This is a genomic window from Actinoplanes sp. NPDC004185 (genome assembly GCF_053603475.1).
Genome location: NZ_JBSGFR010000062.1, coordinates 1 through 19,866, shown reverse-complemented (window position 1 = coordinate 19,866; position 19,866 = coordinate 1). Strand labels below are relative to the sequence as shown.

General features: G+C 73.0%; 21 protein-coding genes. 8 read left to right on the top strand and 13 right to left on the bottom strand.

What is annotated here, in order from left to right; translation table 11 throughout:
- Positions 1–72: 72 nt before the first annotated feature.
- A complete protein-coding gene (locus ACWEOZ_RS39330) occupies positions 73–1,335 on the top strand; it encodes an SGNH/GDSL hydrolase family protein (RefSeq protein ID WP_451915767.1) in 1,263 nt (420 codons plus the stop codon).
- 5 nt (positions 1,336–1,340) lie between these two features.
- Here ACWEOZ_RS39330 and ACWEOZ_RS39325 read toward each other — a convergent pair whose 3' ends face one another.
- Entirely contained in the window at positions 1,341–1,880 is a 540-nt protein-coding gene (locus ACWEOZ_RS39325; RefSeq protein ID WP_451915766.1) for a hypothetical protein, read from the bottom strand.
- 169 nt (positions 1,881–2,049) lie between these two features.
- Between ACWEOZ_RS39325 and ACWEOZ_RS39320 the strand changes: the two genes are divergently transcribed.
- Positions 2,050–3,009, top strand: a complete 960-nt coding sequence (locus ACWEOZ_RS39320; protein WP_451915765.1) for an iron-containing redox enzyme family protein — start codon at positions 2,050–2,052, stop codon at positions 3,007–3,009.
- Between the two features lie 33 nt (positions 3,010–3,042).
- Here ACWEOZ_RS39320 and ACWEOZ_RS39315 read toward each other — a convergent pair whose 3' ends face one another.
- The 3 genes from ACWEOZ_RS39315 to ACWEOZ_RS39305 form a co-directional block, all read right to left on the bottom strand.
- Positions 3,043–3,285 (bottom strand): CDGSH iron-sulfur domain-containing protein, encoded by a 243-nt coding sequence (locus tag ACWEOZ_RS39315; protein WP_451915764.1) that lies wholly within the window; start codon positions 3,283–3,285, stop codon positions 3,043–3,045.
- A gap of 739 nt (positions 3,286–4,024) precedes the next feature.
- Positions 4,025–5,389, bottom strand: a complete 1,365-nt coding sequence (locus tag ACWEOZ_RS39310; protein ID WP_451915763.1) for a hypothetical protein — start codon at positions 5,387–5,389, stop codon at positions 4,025–4,027.
- A gap of 6 nt (positions 5,390–5,395) precedes the next feature.
- A complete protein-coding gene (locus ACWEOZ_RS39305) occupies positions 5,396–5,815 on the bottom strand; it encodes a hypothetical protein (RefSeq protein WP_451915762.1) in 420 nt (139 codons plus the stop codon).
- A 51-nt stretch (positions 5,816–5,866) separates the two neighbouring features.
- On the opposite strand from ACWEOZ_RS39305, the gene ACWEOZ_RS39300 reads away from it, so the two are divergent.
- Together ACWEOZ_RS39300 and ACWEOZ_RS39295 are read left to right on the top strand one after the other, a co-directional pair.
- Positions 5,867–6,262: a hypothetical protein gene (locus tag ACWEOZ_RS39300; RefSeq protein ID WP_451915761.1), complete on the top strand. Its 396-nt coding sequence runs from the start codon at positions 5,867–5,869 to the stop codon at positions 6,260–6,262.
- A 174-nt stretch (positions 6,263–6,436) separates the two neighbouring features.
- Positions 6,437–7,582: a SigB/SigF/SigG family RNA polymerase sigma factor gene (locus tag ACWEOZ_RS39295; protein ID WP_451915760.1), complete on the top strand. Its 1,146-nt coding sequence runs from the start codon at positions 6,437–6,439 to the stop codon at positions 7,580–7,582.
- Here the strand turns inward: ACWEOZ_RS39295 and ACWEOZ_RS39290 are convergent.
- The 8 genes from ACWEOZ_RS39290 to ACWEOZ_RS39255 form a co-directional block, all read right to left on the bottom strand.
- Positions 7,579–8,340 (bottom strand): ATP-binding protein, encoded by a 762-nt coding sequence (locus ACWEOZ_RS39290; RefSeq protein WP_451915759.1) that lies wholly within the window; start codon positions 8,338–8,340, stop codon positions 7,579–7,581. The two genes, ACWEOZ_RS39295 and ACWEOZ_RS39290, sit on opposite strands and share 4 nt — an antisense overlap.
- A 150-nt stretch (positions 8,341–8,490) precedes the next feature.
- Positions 8,491–9,054 carry a hypothetical protein gene (locus ACWEOZ_RS39285; protein ID WP_451915795.1) on the bottom strand — a complete coding sequence of 188 codons (564 nt, stop codon included), beginning with the start codon at positions 9,052–9,054 and terminating at the stop codon, positions 8,491–8,493.
- A complete protein-coding gene (locus ACWEOZ_RS39280; protein ID WP_451915758.1) occupies positions 8,940–9,725 on the bottom strand; it encodes a CheR family methyltransferase in 786 nt (261 codons plus the stop codon). The genes ACWEOZ_RS39285 and ACWEOZ_RS39280 overlap by 115 nt, the downstream gene beginning before the upstream one ends.
- A 185-nt stretch (positions 9,726–9,910) precedes the next feature.
- Positions 9,911–10,066, bottom strand: a complete 156-nt coding sequence (locus ACWEOZ_RS39275; protein WP_451915757.1) for a hypothetical protein — start codon at positions 10,064–10,066, stop codon at positions 9,911–9,913.
- A gap of 8 nt (positions 10,067–10,074) precedes the next feature.
- Positions 10,075–10,344, bottom strand: a complete 270-nt coding sequence (locus tag ACWEOZ_RS39270; protein WP_451915756.1) for a chemotaxis protein CheB — start codon at positions 10,342–10,344, stop codon at positions 10,075–10,077.
- Positions 10,341–11,081, bottom strand: coding sequence for an ATP-binding protein (locus ACWEOZ_RS39265; RefSeq protein WP_451915755.1), 741 nt, complete (start codon positions 11,079–11,081; stop codon positions 10,341–10,343). The genes ACWEOZ_RS39270 and ACWEOZ_RS39265 overlap by 4 nt, the downstream gene beginning before the upstream one ends.
- A gap of 88 nt (positions 11,082–11,169) precedes the next feature.
- A complete protein-coding gene (locus ACWEOZ_RS39260) occupies positions 11,170–12,306 on the bottom strand; it encodes a glycosyltransferase (RefSeq protein ID WP_451915754.1) in 1,137 nt (378 codons plus the stop codon).
- On the bottom strand, positions 12,303–13,319 hold the full coding sequence (locus ACWEOZ_RS39255) for a glucosyl-3-phosphoglycerate synthase (RefSeq protein WP_451915753.1): 1,017 nt from the start codon (positions 13,317–13,319) through the stop codon (positions 12,303–12,305). Before ACWEOZ_RS39255 ends, ACWEOZ_RS39260 begins: the two co-directional genes overlap by 4 nt.
- A 184-nt stretch (positions 13,320–13,503) precedes the next feature.
- On the opposite strand from ACWEOZ_RS39255, the gene ACWEOZ_RS39250 reads away from it, so the two are divergent.
- The 4 genes from ACWEOZ_RS39250 to secA2 all read left to right on the top strand — a co-directional run bounded on the left by ACWEOZ_RS39250 (position 13,504) and on the right by secA2 (position 19,707).
- Positions 13,504–14,487: a Gfo/Idh/MocA family protein gene (locus tag ACWEOZ_RS39250; protein ID WP_451915752.1), complete on the top strand. Its 984-nt coding sequence runs from the start codon at positions 13,504–13,506 to the stop codon at positions 14,485–14,487.
- On the top strand, positions 14,480–15,565 hold the full coding sequence (locus tag ACWEOZ_RS39245; protein WP_451915751.1) for a zinc-dependent alcohol dehydrogenase: 1,086 nt from the start codon (positions 14,480–14,482) through the stop codon (positions 15,563–15,565). Before ACWEOZ_RS39250 ends, ACWEOZ_RS39245 begins: the two co-directional genes overlap by 8 nt.
- A gap of 54 nt (positions 15,566–15,619) precedes the next feature.
- On the top strand, positions 15,620–17,353 hold the full coding sequence (locus ACWEOZ_RS39240) for an ABC transporter ATP-binding protein (protein ID WP_451915750.1): 1,734 nt from the start codon (positions 15,620–15,622) through the stop codon (positions 17,351–17,353).
- Between the two features lie 65 nt (positions 17,354–17,418).
- Positions 17,419–19,707, top strand: a complete 2,289-nt coding sequence (gene secA2 / locus ACWEOZ_RS39235) for an accessory Sec system translocase SecA2 (protein ID WP_451915749.1) — start codon at positions 17,419–17,421, stop codon at positions 19,705–19,707.
- Here secA2 and ACWEOZ_RS39230 read toward each other — a convergent pair.
- Positions 19,704–19,866, bottom strand: a 163-nt coding sequence (locus ACWEOZ_RS39230; protein ID WP_451915794.1) for an integrase core domain-containing protein, incomplete at its 5' end; no start/stop codon positions are given. The two genes, secA2 and ACWEOZ_RS39230, sit on opposite strands and share 4 nt — an antisense overlap.

The window sequence follows — 19,866 nt, the reverse complement described above, 5'->3', positions numbered from 1 at the left end:
TTACCCGGCCTTTACAGAACGAAGCATCACATCGAGACTGATCGTTGTCTTGAGGCCCTCAGGGAGGCAACGATGCGCAGATTCGGCACGGTCGTCGCGGCATCGGTCCTGCTCGTGGCGGGCCTCGCGGCCCCGGCCGCGGCGCAGCGGCCCGCGACCGGATGGAGCACGGCCTGGGCCACCGCGCCGGCGGCCGCGGTCGCCGGCGTCGAGCAGGGGTACGCGGGCTTCACGATCCGCAACGTCGTGCACACCACGATCGGCGGCGCCACCGTACGGGTCCACCTGTCCAACCGCTTCGGCACCCAGCCCGTGCTGATGGGGCACGTCACCGTCGCCCTGTCCGCGCACACCGGCGGACGCCGCGACGGGACCATCGACAACAGCGACGGTACGGCTCAGCCCGGCACCGTGCGCGACGTGCTGTTCCACGGCCGCGCCGCGATCACCATCCCGGCGCGCGCCGAGGTGGTCAGCGACCCGGTGCCGCTGCGGGTCGCCGCCGACCGCGATCTGCTCGTGACCACGTGGACGCCGCAGCCCTCGGGCACGGTCACCTACCATCCGGCCGCGATGCAGGACTCGTTCTTCACCCGGGGCCCGGCCGACCACGCCGGGGACGAGGCCGCCGCCGCGTTCACCGAGACCACCCGGGTCTGGCACTACGTGAGCGGGGTCGACGTGCGGGGCGGCCCGGGCACGGTGGTCGCGCTCGGCGACTCCATCACCGACGGCGTCACCTCCACCTGGGGTGCGAACCGGCGCTGGACCGACTACCTGGCCGCCCGGCTGGCCGGCAGCCCGGTGCCGGACTACGGCGTGGCCAACTCCGGTATCAGCGGCAACCGCATCCTGCTGGACAGCAACGCGCCCGACTACACCATCTACAGCAGCTTCGGCCCCAGCGCGCTGACCCGGCTCGACTACGACGTGCTGGAACGCGCCGGCGCCCGCTCGGTCATCGTCTTCGAGGGCATCAACGACATCCAGCAGACCCCGCACCAGGACGACCCGGAGCAGATCATCGCCGGGCTGGCCCAGATCGCGGCCCGGGCGCACGACCGGGGGCTGCGGGTCGTCGGCGCCACGATCATGGCCTGGAAGGGCTGGAGATCGTGGACGCCCGAGCTGGAGAAGACCCGGGTCGCGGTGAACGAGTGGATCCGCGCCGGCGGCGACGGCACCCTGGACGGGCTCGCCGACTTCGACGCGGCCACCCGGGACCCGGCCGACCCGGAGCAGCTGCTGCCCGCGTTCGACAGCGGCGACCATCTGCACCCCAACGACGCCGGGGACAAGGCGATGGCCGCCGTCGTGCCGCTCGCCCGGCTCTGAGCTGATCAGCTGAGCCAGGCCGCCACGAGCACGGCGGCCAGCGCCAGGCCCAGCCCGGCCTGGATCAGCAGCCCGGGACCGAAGTGCGACCACAGCGTCGGGATGCGCGGGGTCAGTGGCTGCATCGTGGTCAGGTTGAGGACCTGCTCCAGCTTCACCGGCAGATCCGGGTCCTTCTGGGCCCGGGTGCGCAACTGCACGAGGTCGCCGCGGTGCAACGCCGACTGCGGCAGCTGACCGTGCATCTCCACCTCGTACGTCTGGCCCAGGTCGTCGCGCAGCCGTACCGGGGTGACCAGGTATTCCGGGCCCTTCTTGAGGTCCTTGAACTTGCGCCGCGCGCCTCCGCCGCCGCTGCGCAGCAGGGCCAGCAGCAGCGCGCCGAGCGCCTGGGTGATGGTGGCCGCGACGAACACGGCGACCAGCAGCGGCTGGGCGACTTTGACCTCGCGGGTGTAGGAGGGCCGGAACCCGAGGAACCGGCCGGTGATGACGGGACCGGCGTGCCGGAGGATCCGCTCGCGGTAGAGCTCGGTGTCGTCCATGGGGATATCTCCAAGGATGGGAGATGCATTTCCCTCGATCGTACGGAGAGCTACCTATACAACACAGTGAGTGAATTCTGGATCACGACTCACCGGTGGGTGATCTCTCCGTTTGGCACCGATCCCTTCGGGCATCTCTCAATTCCGCTTGCCCATTAGGACGTGCCGCATGAAGATGCCCTCTGCCCGCGGACCGGTTTCGGCCGCCGTCATCGACGCCCTCGCGCGCTCGCCGTACGACTTCAGTCTCGAGCCGGCCGCCGTCGACTACGAGGACCTGCACCTGGCGCTCTTCGTGCTCTACGAGCTGCACTACCGCGGCTGGGACGGCGTCGACGACCAGTGGGAATGGCACCCGGGGCTGCTGGCGCTGCGGGCCCGCCTGGAGGCCCGCTTCGAGGCCGACCTGCGCGAGCTCGTCGGCGACCCGGCGCCGGCCGACGATGTGCCCCACGCGCTGGTCGCCCTGACCTCCGACAACAGCGGCCCGTCGCTCTCCGGCTACCTGCGCGGCCGGGCGACCCTCGAGCAGTTCCGCGAGTTCGCCACCCACCGCTCGATCTACCACCTGCGCGAGGCCGACCCGCACACCTTCGCGATCCCCCGGCTGGGCGGCAAGGCCAAGGCCGCGCTCATCGAGATCCAGATCGACGAGTACGGCGGAGGCATCGCCGACCGCATGCACCAGGAGATGTTCCGCAGCACGATGACCGCGCTCGGCCTCGACACCGAGTACGGCGCGTACGTGGACGTGGTGCCGGCGACGACCCTGGCCAACAACAACCTCATGTCGCTGTTCGGGCTGCACCGCCGGTGGCGCGGGGCGCTGCTGGGCCACCTGGCCGCGTACGAGATGACCTCGACCGGCCCGAACCGCGCGTACGGCAACGGCCTGCGCCGGCTGGGCGGCGACGCGGACGGCACCCGCTTCTACGACGAGCACGTGGAGGCGGACGCGGTGCACGAGCAGATCGCCGCGTACGACATGTGCGGGTCGTTCTGCAAGGCCGAGCCGGAGTCGGCGGGCGACGTGCTGTTCGGGGCCCGGTGCGTGCTCAAGCTGGAAGACAAGTGGGCCGAGTACATCCTCGAGCGCTGGGCGGCGGGGGAGACCTCGCTACGGGCCTGAGCCGGGGCCGGCCGCTCCCAGTGCCGTGAGCGGTCAGGCGTCGGCGGCGGTCCCGCGGGGGGCGGCGCTGTCGCGGCCCACGCCCGCCCGGAAGCCGATGGCCTTGTGCGTGCCGTCGCAGAACGGCTTGATCGCGGACTTGCCGCAGCGGCACAGCGCCACGGTGCCACGGCCCGGATCGATGACCTCACCGTCGGGGGTCCGGAGCGTGAAGTTGCCGCGCAGCAGCAGGGGCCCGTCCTCGTACGGGATCACGGTCGCGCCGCGATCATCCACCGATCCAGTCATGGCGGGGGAGATGCCCCGGGCCGCCCGCCCGAAACACCGCACACCACGGGGGTGTCCGCCGTCCGTCTACCGATTGGCCAAAACGGTCACGGCGCGGTCCAGGACACGGTGAACTTGGAGCTGAACGCCTGTCGCGGGCGATCTACGGGGGTGGGACGGCATGGCGCCGATCGGCATGAAGTACGTGAATCCTGACAGTGTGCTCGCGCGTACGGCGTGGGAGATGGTCCAGACCCACGCGGGCGGCCTGGGCCCCCACGACGGCATGACTGTCTGCCCGGTCTGCGGAGAGCCCCTGCCGTGCACAGCGGGCCGCGCCGCGGCGGAGGTCGTGGCGGCGGCCGGGCTGGCCGAGTCGTCCGGCCTGGTCGAGGCGGCCCGGCAGCAGGGGCGTGGCCCGGTGTCGCCACTGGGTCTGAGCGCCGAGGCCGAGCGGCCAGCTCCTGCGGTGGGGGTCGCCCATCCGCCGATGGCGTTCAGCCCGCCGGAGGAGCCGATGCCGGCGCCGGCCTACCGCCCGAGCTCGGCCTCTGACGGCGCTCACCCTCAGGCTTCGACCTCGGCATCCGGGCTGGTTCCTTCCGGAAACGCGCCGTCCGGGCTCACGCCGCCCGGGCCCGAAGCGTTCGGCTCGGACTCGGCTGCCGGCCTTTCCCACTCGGAGCCGCCCTCGACGCAGCCGTCCCCCGCCGGGCCGCCTGATGGCCGGCCGTCGTTCGGGCAGGCTTCATCCGGGCCTGCTTCGTTCGGCGACCCGGTTGCGGGCCGCCCGCAGCATGACCGCGACGGCGAGCCCAGTGGCCTGACCGCCGATCGCCCAGCCGTCGAGCGCCCAGCCCTTGATCGCCCAGCCCTCGATCGCCCAGCCGGCGGGGGCGGGGACGTCGGTCGCGCGGCGGTGGGTGGCTCTGAGACAAGTGGTCTCCAAGCGGGTCGCGACACCGAGCACGCCGCGCCCGCTCGGGGGGATACCGGTCGTGCAGCGGTGGGTGGCTCTGACCCGAGCGGCCTCCCGACGGGTCCGGACGCCGAGCGCGCGGCGCTCGGGCGCGGGGACGTCGGTGGCGCGGCGCTCGGGCGCGGGGACGCTGGTCGCGCGGAAGCTGGCGGTCAGGGCCTGAGCCGTCCTCCCGCCGGCGGTCCCGACGCCGGTCGCGCAGAGGCCGGAGGTGCGACCGATCGCGCGGAGGCCGGCCGTGCGGACGTCGGCCCTGCGGACGTCGGCCGTGCGGACGTTGGCCATCCCCAGGTCGATCGCGCTGACGTTGATCGCGCCGAGGTGGGCGATCCGGCTCTGAGCCGTTTCCCGACCGGTGGTTCGGACGCCGGTCGGCCGGATGCCGGCCTGCCGCACGCGGGTAACCCGGATGCCGGTCGCCCGGAGACGAGTCGCCAGGAAGGTGGCCGGACCGCGTCCTCCGAGCAGAACGCCGAGCGAACGAACGCGGCACGATCCGCCGCAGCCGCCCCGGCGCCCGAGCGTGCCCGCCCGGCCGCGGACGTGGACCCGCTGCTGCTGGGACCACCGCTGTTCGTGCAGCAGAACCGCCCACTGGACGCGCCCCGCTTCACCCCGTCGGCACGCACCCCGGAGCCGCCGAGCGCCACCCGGAACGCCCACCCACCGGCCGCCCCCGCCGGCGTGTCCCCGCAGCAGCCCGGCGCGGACATCACCGGGCCGCCGCTCACGGACCAGCCGGACCCGAAACCGCACTCCACGGGCCAGCACCCGGGCCCGTCGTCCGCCCCGCCCGCCGCCCAGCAGCTCAGCGGCCAGCCGCAGCTCGGCCAGCCGCAGCTCGGCCAGCCGCAGCTCGGCCAGCCGCAGCTCGGCCAGCCGCAGCTCGGCCAGCCGCAGCCGGGCCAGCAGCTCGGCGCGCCACAGTCGGCCCAGCAACTCGGCGCCCAGTGGCAGCTCGGCCAGCACCAGCCCGGCCAGCACCAGCCCGGCCAGCACCAGCCCGGCCAGCACCAGCCCGGCCAGCACCAGCCCGGCACCCACCAGCCCGGCACCCACCAGCCTGACGCTCAGCAGCCCGCCGCCCGGCCCGCACAGCCCAGCACCCAACAGCCCGATCGGACGGCGCAGCAAGACGGCTCACCCGCCGGCCGCACCGGACAGCCCGGCGCCCCCGACCACCAGGCCGCGACGGGCCACCCCGCCCCGGCCCCGCACACCGCCGCCACCACCCAGCCCGGCGTCGACGAGTATTTCGCCCGCCCGGCGACCCAGCCCGGCACACCCCACCGCCCCACGCCGCACCAGAACCAGCCCGCCGCCGACCCCGGCACCCCGGCGCCGTTCACCCGCCCGGGTGGCGACAGCGCCCCCGTCTGGCAAAGCGCCGCCGGCCCCAGCCCGGACCAGCCACCCCCCGGCCTCGGCGCGGACCAGCTGCCCACCGGCCCCGGCCCGGACCAGCCGCCCGCCGCCGGCCAGCAGATCAACCCGGCCCCAGGCTCCGCCCAGTGGGACGCCCCGCAGGGAGCCCCGACCCGCCCGAGCGCCCAGCCCCATCCCGGAACCCAGCCCCGTCAGTCCAACCGCCCCCTGCTCGAACCCCCGCAGATGGGCCAGCTCAACCGTCCCTTCGAGCCCACGGCCCACCCTGCGCCGGCCACGAACCCGGCGAACGGCAACGAGTCTCAGCCGCAAAGCCCGGCGCACCCGCAGCTGTCCGAGCCGGCCTCGCTGTCCGGCCTGGCCCGTCCCCAGCCACCCGCCCGTACCACCCGCCCACCCCTGGAACCGCCGCAGATGGGCCAGCTCAACCGCCCCCTCTCACCGTCCGACACGCCGTCGGGCCTGCCGTCCCGGGGAGCCGTCCCGGACCCCGCAGCCGGTGCCGGGCCCGACGACGCGCCCGATGCGCCCGACGCGCCCAGTGGCCTCCCGGCCCGCCCGCAGCCGCCCGCCGGCGCCGGTCCGGCCGGGGAGCAGGCCAGGGGACATCACAACGGCTGACCGCGAGACACTCAGCGACACCTATCGGTGATTTGAGTTTCGGTACTGGAGTGCTCGGGCAGTACGGTCGCCGGGAGTCGTTTCACGGTCGGCTCGACGTCGGTGCCCGGTCGCTGTGGAGTCCCCGGTCGCGAGTCGAGGGCGCCGGCCCGGACGCGTGCTTCAGGGGGATGCATGTCAGCACATGACTACGTGCAGCCGTCCGGTGAGCACGTGCTCGAGGACCTTGATCTGGCCGCCACCACGTACGCCGAGCATTGCGGGTCGGCCGACGCCCCGGCCCGGGTGCAGCTGCGGGAGCAGTTCGTCGCGCTCTGCCTGCCGTTCGCCGGCCGGATGGCCCGCCGCTACCGCGGCCGTGGCGAGGCCCTGGACGACCTCGAGCAGGTGGCCCGGCTCGGCCTGGTGAAAGCCGTCGACCGGTACGACCCGGAGCGGGGCTCCTTCACCGCGTACGCGGTCATCACGATCTCCGGGGAGATCAAGCGGCACTTCCGTGACCGGACCTGGGGTGTGCACGTGCCCCGGCGGCTGCAGGATCTGAGCCTGGAGCTCGGGCACGCCGCGGTGGTGCTGACCAACGAGCTGTCCCGCCGGCCCACCCCGGCGGAGCTCGCCGCCCATCTGCAGTTGCCCGAGTCCGCGGTGCTGGAGGCCCTGGAGTCCTCGGCCGGCTATTCGCCCGCCTCGCTCAACGCACCGGCCGGTGTGGACGGCGCGGCCGAGTTCGGTGACCTGATCGGCGGCACCGACGCCGAGCTGGAGGCCGTCGACGACCGGATCACCGTGGCCGCGTTGCTGCTGCGGTTGCCGTCCCGGGAGCGGCAGATGCTGGCGATGCGGTTCTACGGCAACCGCACCCAGGCGGAGATCGCGGCCGAGCTGGGCATCTCCCAGATGCACGTGTCGCGGCTGCTCAGCCGGGCGCTGGGCTGGCTGCGCGAGGCCATGCTCAGCGACACGCTGCCGCGCTGGGAAGGTGCGAACGACGCGTCCGACGGTCACGGCATGCAGGTCACCGCCACGCACGAGGAAGATGTGCTCACGGTGCGGATCTGGGGCGAGGTCGACCGGGACACGGCCGGGCGGCTGCGGACGAGTCTGCGCCACGCCATCGCCACGGTCGGCGCGGACCGGCTGGTCGTCGACCTGTCGGCGGTGCCCCTCGTGGACGCCGCCGGGGTGGCCACCCTGGTCGAAGCCGCGTCCGCGGCCGCGGTGGCGGAGATCTCCCTGTCCATGACGGGCGCCCAGCCGTACGTGTCGCGTATCCTCGCCGTCTCCGGCCTGCACCACCTGCTCGACGCGGAGACCCGCTAGCCCGTCGACTCCCGGGTGGTGCGGCGAGGCCCGCCGACCTGGAGGGACGCCCAGACGACCTTGCCGTTGTCGGTCGGCAACCAGCCCCAGGAATGCGCACTGGCCGCCACGAGCAGCAGCCCCCGGCCGCGCATCGTGGCGGAGCCGGCGCTGGGCTGCGGCACCGGCTCGGCGGGGTCACCGTCACGGACGGCGATGTGCAGGAAGCGGGGCCGCAGCGTGAGCCGCAGGGTCATCAGCGTGTGCGCATGGTTGACCACGTTGCTGACCAGCTCATTGGCCACCAGGCTGGCCGGGGCGAGCAGGTCCGGCAGGTCCCAGCGCATGCACGCGTCGGTCGCCACGTTGCGCGCCTGCCGGGCGGCTCCCGAGATCGGCAGCAGCTCGTCGATGAGCACGGAGAGCGTGTGCCGTTCCAGCCCGGCGTGCTCCCGGGCCGCTTCCAGGGTGGTGAACCGGGGCACGGACCGGTAGGCCGCGCTGCGCAGCTGATTGCCGGTGTACGGCTCGGCGGCGCAGAGCAGCAGCGGAATGCCGGGCCAGCGGGACGCCTGCCGGCGCACGGCGACGAAGACGTGCAGGGCCAGCGGATCGGTCAGCGTCATCCGGGACAGGTCGATCAGCAGCGCCTCGGGCTGCTCGGCCAGGCACTTGAGCAGCCGCACCCGCAGGTCGGCGACGGCGTCGAGGCCGAGATGGCCGGTCAGCGCCGCGATCAGGCGGCGCCCGTCGTCTCTCACCTCACAGGCGACAGCCACCGCTACCGACCTTCCGCACCTGGCCCCCGAATCCGGCTGGATACCCGATGCATCGAGGCTCAAACGGTGTCGAGCACCGCGTCCGCCTCCATGACGATGATGGCTCCGTCGTTGCCCTTGCCGGAATCCAGGGCTGCGAGGGCGTCGCGGTCACCCGTACCGTGATCGGCCGGCCCCGCCGGTCGACCGCTTCCACCGCGAGCTCCGCCGCGCCGCCCTGGGCGCCCAGCACGCCGCGCAGCAGCGGCCGGAGCTGCTCGAACGGTAGTCCGATGTCCAGGTTGAGGAAGTGCTCGCCGACGACCTCGTGGAACCCAGCCCCCAAAGATCCTCGGCGCGCTGGTTCCACACCCGGATCCGCAGGTCGTGGTCGACGACCACGGCCCCGGCCCGGAGGCCGGCCAGCACGGTCTCTAGGAACGCGTTCGCGTCGTCCAGCTGGGCGGTGCTGATCCGCAGCGGGTCGTTGATGTTCTGCAGCTCCTCGTAGGCGCCCTCCAGCTGTTGGCGGGCCTGCTCCAGGTCGTCCTGCAGGCGCCGGGCCACGGTGACGTCGTCGAAGACGATGTTGACCCCGAGCAGGCTGCCGTCGGCGGCGGTCAGGGGACTGACCTGGACCTCGAGGTGGATGACCTCACCGGCCCGCAGGTGTTCGACGTCGTCGACCCGCAGGGTGCGGCGTTCGACCTGCGCCTGCTCGACGTAGGGGCGCAGCTCCACCGGCCGGTACGACAGGTCGAGGTCGCGGAACGGCCGGCCGATGTCGCGACGACACCCCGAACAGGGCGTCGAGCCGGGTCTTGGTCAGCGCCACCGGCACCCGCCTGGCGCATCGGGCGGGGCACCCGGCGGAAGATCCGGCGCTTGAGGTCCACCGGCGTGAAGATGCTGCCGTGGCTGAGCAGCATCTCGGCCTTGCCCAGCATGAGGATGCCGCCGTCGGCGAGGGCGAAGTGGAAGCGCGAGAGGATCTTGGTCTGGGTCTCGGCGTTGAAGTACATCAGGGTGTTGCGGCAGGCCAGCAGGTCGATGCGGCAGATCGGGGCGTCCTGGACCAGGTCGTTGCGGCCGAAGATGACCGAGCGCCGCAGGTCCTTGCGGAAGGTGAACCGGTCGCCGGTGCGTTCGAAGTACGTGCCGCGCAGTTCGGCCGGGACGCCCTGCATCGCCTGCTCACCGTAGGTGGCCTGACGGGACTCGCTGAGCTGTTCCTCGTCGACGTCCGTGGCGTAGATCTTCACCCGGTCGCGGAACGCCTCGACACCCAGCGACTCGGCCGGCACCATCGCCAGCGTGCAGGCCCCCTCGCCGGAGGCGCAGCCGGCCGACCAGGTCGGCACCGGCGCGTCCGGCCGGCCTTCCCAGCGGCTCCATGATCTCCGCACGCAGGAGTTCCCACGCCTCCGGATCGCGGAAGAACGCGGTGACGTTGATCAGGATGGTGTCGAACAGTCGAAGCCCCGGGACTCCTTGAGGTGGATCAGCAGCGCCTCGAAGTCCGGGTCGGTGGGGATCATGGCTACCTTCCGTCACTTGGAGGCGTGGCGACGCTACCGCATGTCGGACGGCCTCATCCGGATGATCCCCGGGGGGCCGCCGTGCCGGGCTCGCGGTCCGGCATCGCCCTCAGCCGGGCGATCAGCCGGCGGATCGTCGCCCCGGCCGCGCCGGCCGCGATGTTGTCGAAACCGGACTCCGGTCCCGGCCCGCCGGTGGGTGCCGTCATCCGCCGGCTCAGTTCACATTTCTCCTCCAGCGCAGATGGTGGTCGATCGGCGCGACGTAGCTGCGACCGGGTCGCAGGAGCTCACCCTCGGCGATGGGCAGCGGGCCGCTTCGGTTCAAAATCGAGGGCAGGGCGCTGGGAGCGTCGGGGGGGCAGGTGCAGGGCAAGGAGACCGAGGCCGGCAGGTCCGGCGGCAGACCGGCGACCAGGGCCCGCAGCGGCTCCACTCCGCCGGCGGACACGCCGACCGCGATCACGTCCCGGTGCCTGGCTGTCACACTGCAGCTCTCGCCGTCAGATGGGTCCACACCACCTTGCCGTCAGAGACGGGCAGCACTCCCCAGGCGTCGGTCAGCTCGCGGACCAGCTGCAGGCCACGGCCGCCGGCCTCGCCGGCCTCGGGCGCCTTGGGCCGCGGCAGCAGCCGGCTGCCGTCACGGACGGTCAGGCAGACCCGCCCGTCACGCAGCCCGACCGTGAACTCCATGGTGGTGTGCGCGTGCCGGACCACATTGGCGACCAGCTCGGTGGCGACCAGCGCGGCCGTGCCGGCCAGCTCCCGGCGGTGCCACGAGGTGCAGGCCTGGGTGACCAGCTGACGAACCTGCCGGCAGGCGTCCGGGACCGGCCGCAGCCGGACCCGGATCCGCCGGGGCTCGGGTTCTTCCTTGGTGCCCTTCAGGGCGTCGGCGCAGCTGCTCGCGGTGCTCACCGCGGCGCAGTCCGGCCAGGCGGCGATGGTCCGGGCCGTCTCTGGCCCGGCGCCGCAGAGCACGATGGGTACGTTCGGCCAGTCGACCGTCCGGCACACCACCGTGCTCAGCACGTCCAGCGCGGCGGGATCGGGGATCTCGAGGGCGGACACGTCGATGAGCAGGGCCTCGGGCTGCGCCGACAGCGCATGGGAGACCGCACGCTCGAGCGCGTCCTTCGTCATGGCGTCCAGCACGCCGCTGACCCGCAGAATCGCCGCCGGGAGGTGCTGCTCCGGCCGGCAGACCAGCTGGCTCGTCATCCGCCCCCCTCCATACCGACGCGCCGTGTCCGTCGCGTCGTCCGCCGTCAGTGCCCGCGAACCCACCGGGCAAACGCCAGGAGGGGCATCACACCCCGACGGCGGCCCCGTCCCGTACCCGTTCGTAGAGGCCGAGATAGGAGGATGCCATCACCGCGGGGGTGAACCGGCGGGCCGCCTCCTCCCGGCATGCGGCCTCGGCGATCGTGCCGGCGGCGGCCACGAGCTCGCCCAGCTCCTCCTCGTCGGTGGTGAGCAGGCCGGTCCGGCCGTGCTCGATGAGCTCGGGCAGGCAGCCGCGGGCGATGCCGATCACCGGGGTGCCCAGCGCCAGGGACTCGACCACCGCCGTACCGCCGGGCTCCTCCCAGCGCAGCGGGAAGAGCGCGGCCCGGGCGCGCGCGACCAGGTCGTCACGGTCCTGCCCGGTCACCGTGCCGATCCAGCGGACCCGGTCCCCGTCGACGTGCGGGGCCACGTGCTCCTGCCAGAACCGCACATCGGGATTCTGCGCCGCCGCCGGGCCGGCCGCGGCGAGATCCTCGGGACGGTGGTACGGCCCGACGGGCCCGGCCAGCACGAGGTCGAAGCCGGCACTGTGCGCGAGCCGGGCCGCCAGGTCCTGCCCCTTACCGGGATTGATCCGGCCCAGCACGACCGCGTAGTCCTCCTTGGCCACGGGGGCGCGCAGATCGGCCCCGTCGGCCAGCGGTGTCGCGAGGTGCACGTGGCCGACGGCGTGCGCCCTCAGCGCGGCCGGGGCGTGGGTCAGCTGGTTGGCCGAGACGCCGTTGACCCGGACCCGGTCGCCGCCGTCGAAGGTCCCGTAGAGCTCGGGGTGCTTGGCCAGGTCCCAGTGCAGGGTGTGCAGGCCCGGCGGCGAGTCCGGGCCGAGCGCGGCCAGGGTGGCCAGCCCGGCCGCTTCGACGTGGTCGTGCACCAGGTCGATGTCGCCCTCGGCGAGCCGGCGCCGCACCGCGTGCAGGTGCGCGGGCACGATCCCGCACACCTGGTTGTACGGCCGCTGCAGCTGGGCGAACTGACCGGTGTCGAAGACGGAGACCCGCTCGTCCACCGCCAGTGTGCTCTCCGCCACGGTGGCGAGCACCACCTCGACCCCGAGCCGGCGCAGCTCGGGGACCAGGGTGGCGATGACGTTCTCGATGCCGCCGTAACCGTTCGGGGGGACCGGGAGCCACGGCCCCGCGTTCATCAGGACTCTCATGCGGCCGGCACCGACCTGCGCGCCACGGTCTTCAGCGGCGGCCGTTCCGTGACACCCACCTCGCTGAGTACGATCTCGCGGTCCAGGTGCGGCAGGGCGTCGGCGCCGCCGCGACGGAACTGGGTGAGCAGCGTCGAGGGCGGCAGCGCGTCGGTGACCAGGCCACGGCGGTGCAGCCGGGACCACGCGGTCACCATGATCTGGGCCGACATCCGGCCCAGCGCCTCGGTGCCCTGGTGGCGGTGGAACCGCTCGCCCAGATCGACCTGGGCCAGGGCGTCCAGGCCGACCAGGTCCAGCAGGTCGATCAGCATCGCGATCTCGACGCCGTACCCGGAGACGAAGGGGATCCGTTCCAGGGTCGTGCGGCGGCCCGCGTACTCGCCGGCCAGGGGCTGGACCACGCCGGCCAGGTCCGGCCAGAACAGGTTGATCAGGGGGCGCGCGGCGAGCTCGGTGACCCGGCCGCCGCCGTCGGTCTCGACGCCGGTGTTGCTGACCAGCGGGCGGTGGTAGAAGCCCTTGACGAACTCGACCGACGGATCGGTCAGCAGCGGCCCGAGCAGGCCGGTCACGAAGTGCGGGGAGAAGTCGCGCAGATCGCCGTCGACGAACGCGACCACGTCACCGGTGCTGGCCGCGAGGCCGGCCCAGAGCGCGTCGCCCTTGCCCTCCATCCGGGGCAGGCCGCGGGTCACGTCGTCCTGGTGCACCACCCGGGCCCCGGCCGCGCGCGCCACCAGGGCGGTCGCGTCGGTGGACCGGGAGTCCACCACGAGGATCTCGTCCACCAGTGGAACCTTCACGCTCAGGTGCTCGTGGATGGTCGACACGATGGCGCCGACTGTCGCCTCCTCGTTGCGCGCCGGGATCACCACGCTGACGCGGGTGCCCTTCTTCGCGCGGGCCAGTTGCCGGGATGTCCATTGTGTGGCGTTTCCGGTCCGGTAGGCCGCCCAGGCCTCGACGATGGGTGACGCGGTCGGAGCAACGTTCGTGCGCGAATGCCGCATGGGCACACCCCCCAGTTGACGATCAACAGCGAAGCGCGCAACTTTCCCATGTCAGGCCGCCTCCAATCTTGCCGCGGGGTAACAGCTGGATGTCCGCCCGCTGCGGAAAGACCTGACGTTTCACATTTGCCGTGCGGGAGAAGTCGAGAGGCCGCAGGACGGTGTCGACGATCGGGGAGGGCTCATGGCCGGGACAAGAGTGGGAATGATCGGCGCCGGCGGTGTCGCGCAACGGCATGCCAGGGTGTTGTCCGGGCTGCCGGGTGTACAGGTGGTGGGCGTGACGGACGTCGTTCCGGCGGCGGCGCAGAGCCTCGCGGACGCGCACGGCGCGCAGGTTTTCCCGGACGTGGAGGCGCTCCTGGGAGCCGGTCTGGACGCGGCCTACGTGTGTGTACCGCCCTTCGCCCATGGCGACGCGGAGCGCGCCGTGGTGGCCGCTGGACTGCCAATTTTTGTCGAAAAGCCTATTTCTCTCGATTGGGATACGGCCACCGAAATCGCAGGTCTCATTTCGAAGAGTGAGATCGTGACAGCGGTTGGTCACCATTGGCGCTACCTCTCAATTGTTGAACAAGCGCGCGCCCTGCTCCAGGACCGGCCCGTACGGCTGGTGACCGGGGCGTGGCTGGACAAGGTGCCGCCGGTGTCGTGGTGGCCGCACCGGGACCGCTCGGGCGGCCCGGTCGTCGAGCAGGCCGCCCACGTGCTCGACCTGGCCCGCCACCTGGCCGGCGAGATCACCGAGGTGACGGCGATCGGCAACGGCACGCCGCCGCCGGTCGACGGGGCCGATGTGGACGGCGCGACCGCCGCCACGCTGCGCTTCGCGAGCGGTGCCGTGGGGACGCTCGCCGCGACCTGCGTGCTGGGCTGGAAGGAACGGGCGGGCCTGGAGATCTACGCCGACGGGCTGGCCCTGGCCGTGACCGAGACCGGGCTGGTGGTCCGCGACGCCGACGGGCCACGCACAGTGGACAGTGACCCGGAGAGCGCGCGCATCGCCGTGGACCAGGCGTTCATCGACGCGGTCCGGGGCGACCGCGACGACGTCCGGGTGCCGTACGCCGAGGCGCTGCGTACCCATGCCGTCGCCCTGGCCGTCGCCGAGGCCGCGGCCACCGGCCGGGCTGTCACTCCGCGCACCGCGGAGGTCTCGCATGTCTGAGCGCAACATCATCGTGACCGCGCCCGGCCGCCTGGCGGTCGCCGAGGAGGAGCCGGCCCCGCTCGCCGACGGCCAGTTCCGGGTCGCGACGCTGTTCAGCGGGGTGTCGGCCGGCACCGAGCTCAGCTACGTCAAGGGCACCAACCCGGCCCTGCACCACGGCTTCGACCCGGTGCTGGGCCTGTTCGGCGGCCCGGTCGAGCAGCCCTTCCCGGTCACCCGGCTCGGCTACATGGAGGTCGGCCGGGTCGAGCAGAGCCGCACCCCGGCGGTCGCCGAGGGCGCGGTCGTGGCGATGACCTACGGGCACCGCACCGGCTACACCGGCGATCCGCTGCGCGACCGGGTCGTGCCGCTGCCGGCCGACCTCGACCCGATGCTGGGCATCTACGTCGCCCACATGGGCCCGATCTGCGCCAACGGCCTGCTGCACGCCGCCGCCGACCTGCACGGCACCGCGGTGCGCGGCCTGGGCGACGGCGTGGCCGGCCGCCGCGTCGCGGTCACCGGCGCCGGGGTGGTCGGCCTGCTCACGGCCCTGTTCGCGCGGGCCCACGGCGCGGCCTCCGTGGTCGTGCTCGACCCGACACCGCAGCGGCGGGCTGTCGCCGCCGCCCTGGGCCTCGAGACCCTGGACCCCGACGACGGCGACCCCGCGGTCACCCTCAAGACCGCCTGGCGGCACACCGCGGACGACCGCGGCGCCGACATCGTCTTCCAGTGCCGCGGTCAGGCCTCGGCGCTGCAGCTCGCCCTGCGGCTGCTGCGCCCCCAGGGCACGGTGATCGACCTGGCCTTCTACCAGGGCGGCGCCGACGAGGTCCGGCTCGGCGAGGAGTTCCACCACAACGGGCTCGGGCTGCGCTGCGCCCAGATCGGCCGGGTGCCCCGCGGCCTGGCGCCGACCTGGGACCGCGAACGCCTCTCCGCCGCCACGATCGACCTGCTGCGCGCCGACGGCGACCTGATCCGCAAGCACCTCGTCTCGGCTGTCGTGCCGTTCGACGAGGCGCCCCGGTTCCTCGACGACCTGGCCGCCCGCCGCCGCCAGGAACTCCAGGCGGTACTGGCCTGCTGAGAGAGTGCTGAGCGACACCCTCGCGCGGTGGCCGGGCGAGGCTAGGCTCGGCGCATGGCCGTGCGGAGGGTGGGACTACCCGCACTCCTGCCATACCTTCGCGAGCATCGCGGCACGCTTGCCGTGGTGGGCGGGCTCTCCCTGGTCACCGCGGTCACCGCGCTCGTGCAGCCGGTGCTTGTCCGCTCGGTGCTCGACGGCATCGGGGCGAAGCAGCCGATCGGCGGTGCGGTGGCTCTGCTGGTCGCGCTGCTGCTCACCGGGGCCGCGCTCGGCGGCCTGCGCGACTATCTGCTCCAGCGCACCGCCGAGGGGCTGGTGCTGACCACCCGCCGCCGGCTGGCCCGGCACCTGCTGCGTCTGCCCATCGCCGAATACGACGCGCGCCGCACCGGTGACCTGCTCTCCCGCGTCGGCGCCGACACCACGCTGCTGCGCGCGGTGGTCACATCCGGGCTGTTCGAGATCGTCACCGGCACCGTGATGGTGGCCGGCGCGACCGTCGCCATGGCGGTGCTCGATCCGCTGCTGCTCGGCGTGGCCCTGTGCGGGCTCGCCGTCGGGATGGCCGTCGCCATCTCGGTCTCGCGCCGGGTGCGGGGGCTGTCCGAGCTGACCCAGGAACGGCTCGGCGAGATGACCTCCGCCGTCGAGCGGGCCATCTCGGCGGCGCGCACCATCCGGGCCAGCGGCGCCGAGCAGCGTGAGGCCGAGACCGTCACCCGCAGCGCCACGGAGGCGTACGAGGCGGGCATGCGGGTGGCCCGGCTGCGCGCGCTCATCGGGCCGGCCTCCGCGGCGGCCACCCAGGGCGCGTTCCTGCTGGTGCTCGGGGTCGGCGGGGCCCGTGTCGCGTCGGGGGCGATCAGTGTCGGTGACCTGGTGGCGTTCGTGCTCTTCCTGTTCTTCCTGGTGCTGCCGCTGGGTCAGGCGCTGAACGCGTACACCCAGCTCCAGACCGGCCTCGGCGCCCTGCAGCGCATCGAGGAGGTCCTGGATCTGCCGTCGGAGACGGCCGGCGACAGCCCGGCGCCGGCCGGGCCGGACGGCGCGGGGGAGCCGGCCGTGGTGCTGGAGAACGTCAGCTTCGGTTATCCCGGCGGGACCGAGGTGCTGCGCGAGGTCTCCTTCACCGTGCCCGCCGGCAGCCGGATCGCCCTGGTCGGGCCGTCCGGCGCGGGCAAGTCCACCGTGCTCGCCCTCATCGAGCGCTTCTACGAGACCACGTCCGGCGCCATCCGGGTCGGCGGCACCGACATCCGGCAGCTGCCGCGCGAGGCGCTGCGCCGCCGGCTCGGCTACGTCGAGCAGGAAGCCCCGGTGCTGGCCGGCACCCTGCGCGACAACCTGCTGCTCACCGCGCCCGGCGCCGACGAGCAGCGCCTGCTGGACGCGCTGGAGCAGGTCAATCTCGGCGCGCTGGCGACCCGCACCCCCGAGGGCCTGGACGTGCAGGTGGGCGAGGGCGGGGTGCTGCTCTCCGGCGGTGAGCGCCAGCGCCTGGCCATCGCCCGGACGCTGCTGGCCGGCGCGCCGATCCTGCTGCTGGACGAGCCGACGAGCAATCTCGACGCCCGCAACGAGGCGGCGCTGCGCGAGGCGATCGCGGCGGCGTCCTTCCAGCGCACCCTGATCATCGTGGCGCACCGGCTGAGCACGGTGGTCGACAGCGACCAGATCGTGGTGCTGGAAGCGGGCCGGGTCGTCGCCGTCGGCCCGCACGAGCAGCTGCTGGAGACCAGCCCGCTCTATCGCGAGCTCGCCGCGCACCAGTTGCTGGTCAGCTGAGCCCTGGGCGAAACAGGCGGGAGTCGGCACCACGTTTCAAGGTAAGTGAAGTACCGTAACCGCCCATGGGTGTGTCGCAGCGGTTCAAGAACCGGTTCCGTAAGTTCCTGCAGCGTCCGGGCACCACGGTCGATCTGGCGCCGCTCGAGCGGCGGCTGCCGGCCATCGAAGCCCGTGAGGAGGCGCTGCGTGAGCTCGACGACGCCGCGCTGACCGAGGCCGCCGCCGCGGCGGACGACTACACCGAGATCTGCGCGGTCGGCCGCGAGGCGGCCTGGCGCGCCCTCGAGCAGCGGCCGTACGACGTGCAGCTGGTCGGCGCGATGGCGCTGCTGTCCGGCAAGGTCGCCGAGATGGCCACCGGTGAGGGCAAGACGCTGACCGCGACCATCGCCGCGTACGGCCACGTGCGGCTGGGCAACGGCCCGGTGCACGTGCTCACGGTCAACGACTACCTGGCCCGCCGCGACGCCACCTGGATGGAGCCGGTCTACAAGCTGCTGGGCCTGTCCGTCGGCTGGGTCACCGAGACCTCCACCCGTGAGGAGCGCCGCGAGGCCTACGCCGCCGACGTCACCTACGTCTCGGTCAGCGAGGCCGGCTTCGACTACCTGCGCGACCAGCTCGTCACCGACATCGCCGACCGGGTGCAGCGCAAGCTGGCCACGGCCATCGTGGACGAGGCCGACTCGATCCTGATCGACGAGGCCCGGGTGCCGATGGTGCTGGCCGGCAGCATCTCCACCGAGAGCGACCCGGTGCACGACGCCGCCGCGCTGGTCCGCGACCTGCGCCCGGGCAAGGACTACGAGGTGGCCGAGGACGGCCGCAGCGTCGCCTTCTCCAACGCCGGCCTGGAGGCGCTGGAGAAGAAGATGGGCATCGACCTGTACGCGGACGACCAGGTCGAGCAGCTCTCCGCGGTCAACGTGGCCCTGCACGCCCGGGCCCTGCTGCGCCGCGACGTCGACTACATCGTGCGGGACGGCACCGTCGAGCTGATCGACGAGATGCGCGGCCGGGTCGCCCAGCGCCGCCGCTGGCCCGACGGTCTGCAGGCCGCCGTCGAGGCCAAGGAGGGGCTCAGCGCCACCGCCGAGGGCGAGGTCCTCGACACGATCACCGTCCAGGCCTACATCGCGCTGTACGAGACGGTGTGCGGCATGACCGCCACTGCCGTGCACGTCGGCGAGCAGCTCCGCGAGTACTTCAAGCTCGAGGTCGCGGTCATCCCGTCGAACACCCCGAACATCCGCGAGGACGAGCCCGACCGGATCTACTCCGCGCACGACATGCGCGACGAGGCCCTGGTCGAAGAGATCAAGATCGCCCACGACAAGGGGCGCCCGGTGCTGATCGGCACCCTCGACGTGAAGGCCTCCGAGCTGCTGGCCAAGCAGCTGGCCGCGGCCGGGGTGCCGAGCAACGTGCTCAACGCCAAGAACGACGACGAGGAAGCGGCGATCATCGCCGAGGCCGGCGCGCTGGGCGCGGTCACCGTCTCCACCCAGATGGCCGGCCGCGGCGTCGACATCCGCCTGGGCGGCAGCGACGGCAAGGACGCGGAGAAGGTCGCCGAGCTGGGCGGCCTGTACGTCATCGGCAGCGGCCGGCACGACAGCCGCCGCGTCGACGACCAGCTGCGAGGCCGCGCGGGCCGGCAGGGCGACCCCGGTGGCTCGGTGTTCTTCGTCAGCCTCGAGGACGACCTGATCACCCGGCACGCCGGCGACATCCTCCCGTCGTCCCCACGGATGGACATGGACGGCGTGGTGCACGACGAGCAGGTCGACTACGCGGTCGAGCACGCCCAGCGCGTCGCCGAGGGCGTCAACCACGAGATCCACCGCAACACCTGGCGCTACAGCGTCGTCATCGAGGAGCAGCGCCTCGCCCTGGCCGAGCGCCGGGAACGCCTGCTCACCTCCGAGGTCGCCGCGATCATGCTGCTCGAACGGTCGCCGGAGAAGGCCAAGGAGATCGACGAGGACGTGCTCTCCGACGCGGCCCGGTCGATCGCGCTCTACCACCTCGACCGGCTCTGGGCCGAGCACCTGGCCGAGCTCTCCGAGGTGCGCGAGGGTGTGCACCTGCGGGCGCTGGGCAAGCTGGACCCGCTCGACGAGTTCCACCGGGCGGCGGTGCCGGCGTTCCAGAAGGTCTTCACCGAGATCGAGGCGCGCACCATCGCCACGTTCGAGGAGCTCGACCTCAGCGACGGCTACCATCCGGAGCAGGCCGAGATCGTGCGCCCGAGTGCCACCTGGACGTACCTGGTGCACGACAACCCGTTCGGCTCCGAGCTGGACCGCCTCATCGCGGCCGTCGGCCGCCGCCTCACCTCGGGCAGCTAGATGTACTGACCCGTGAGGTTGGGGACGCGGCTGGCGGGTGGTAGGCCGTTGAGTGCGGTGTGTTCGCGGTGGTGATTGTAAAAGTGGATCCACCCGGGCAGGGCTTGGCGGCGTTCGGTCTCGGTGCGGTAGGCGCGGGCGTAGGCCCATTCGTCGAGC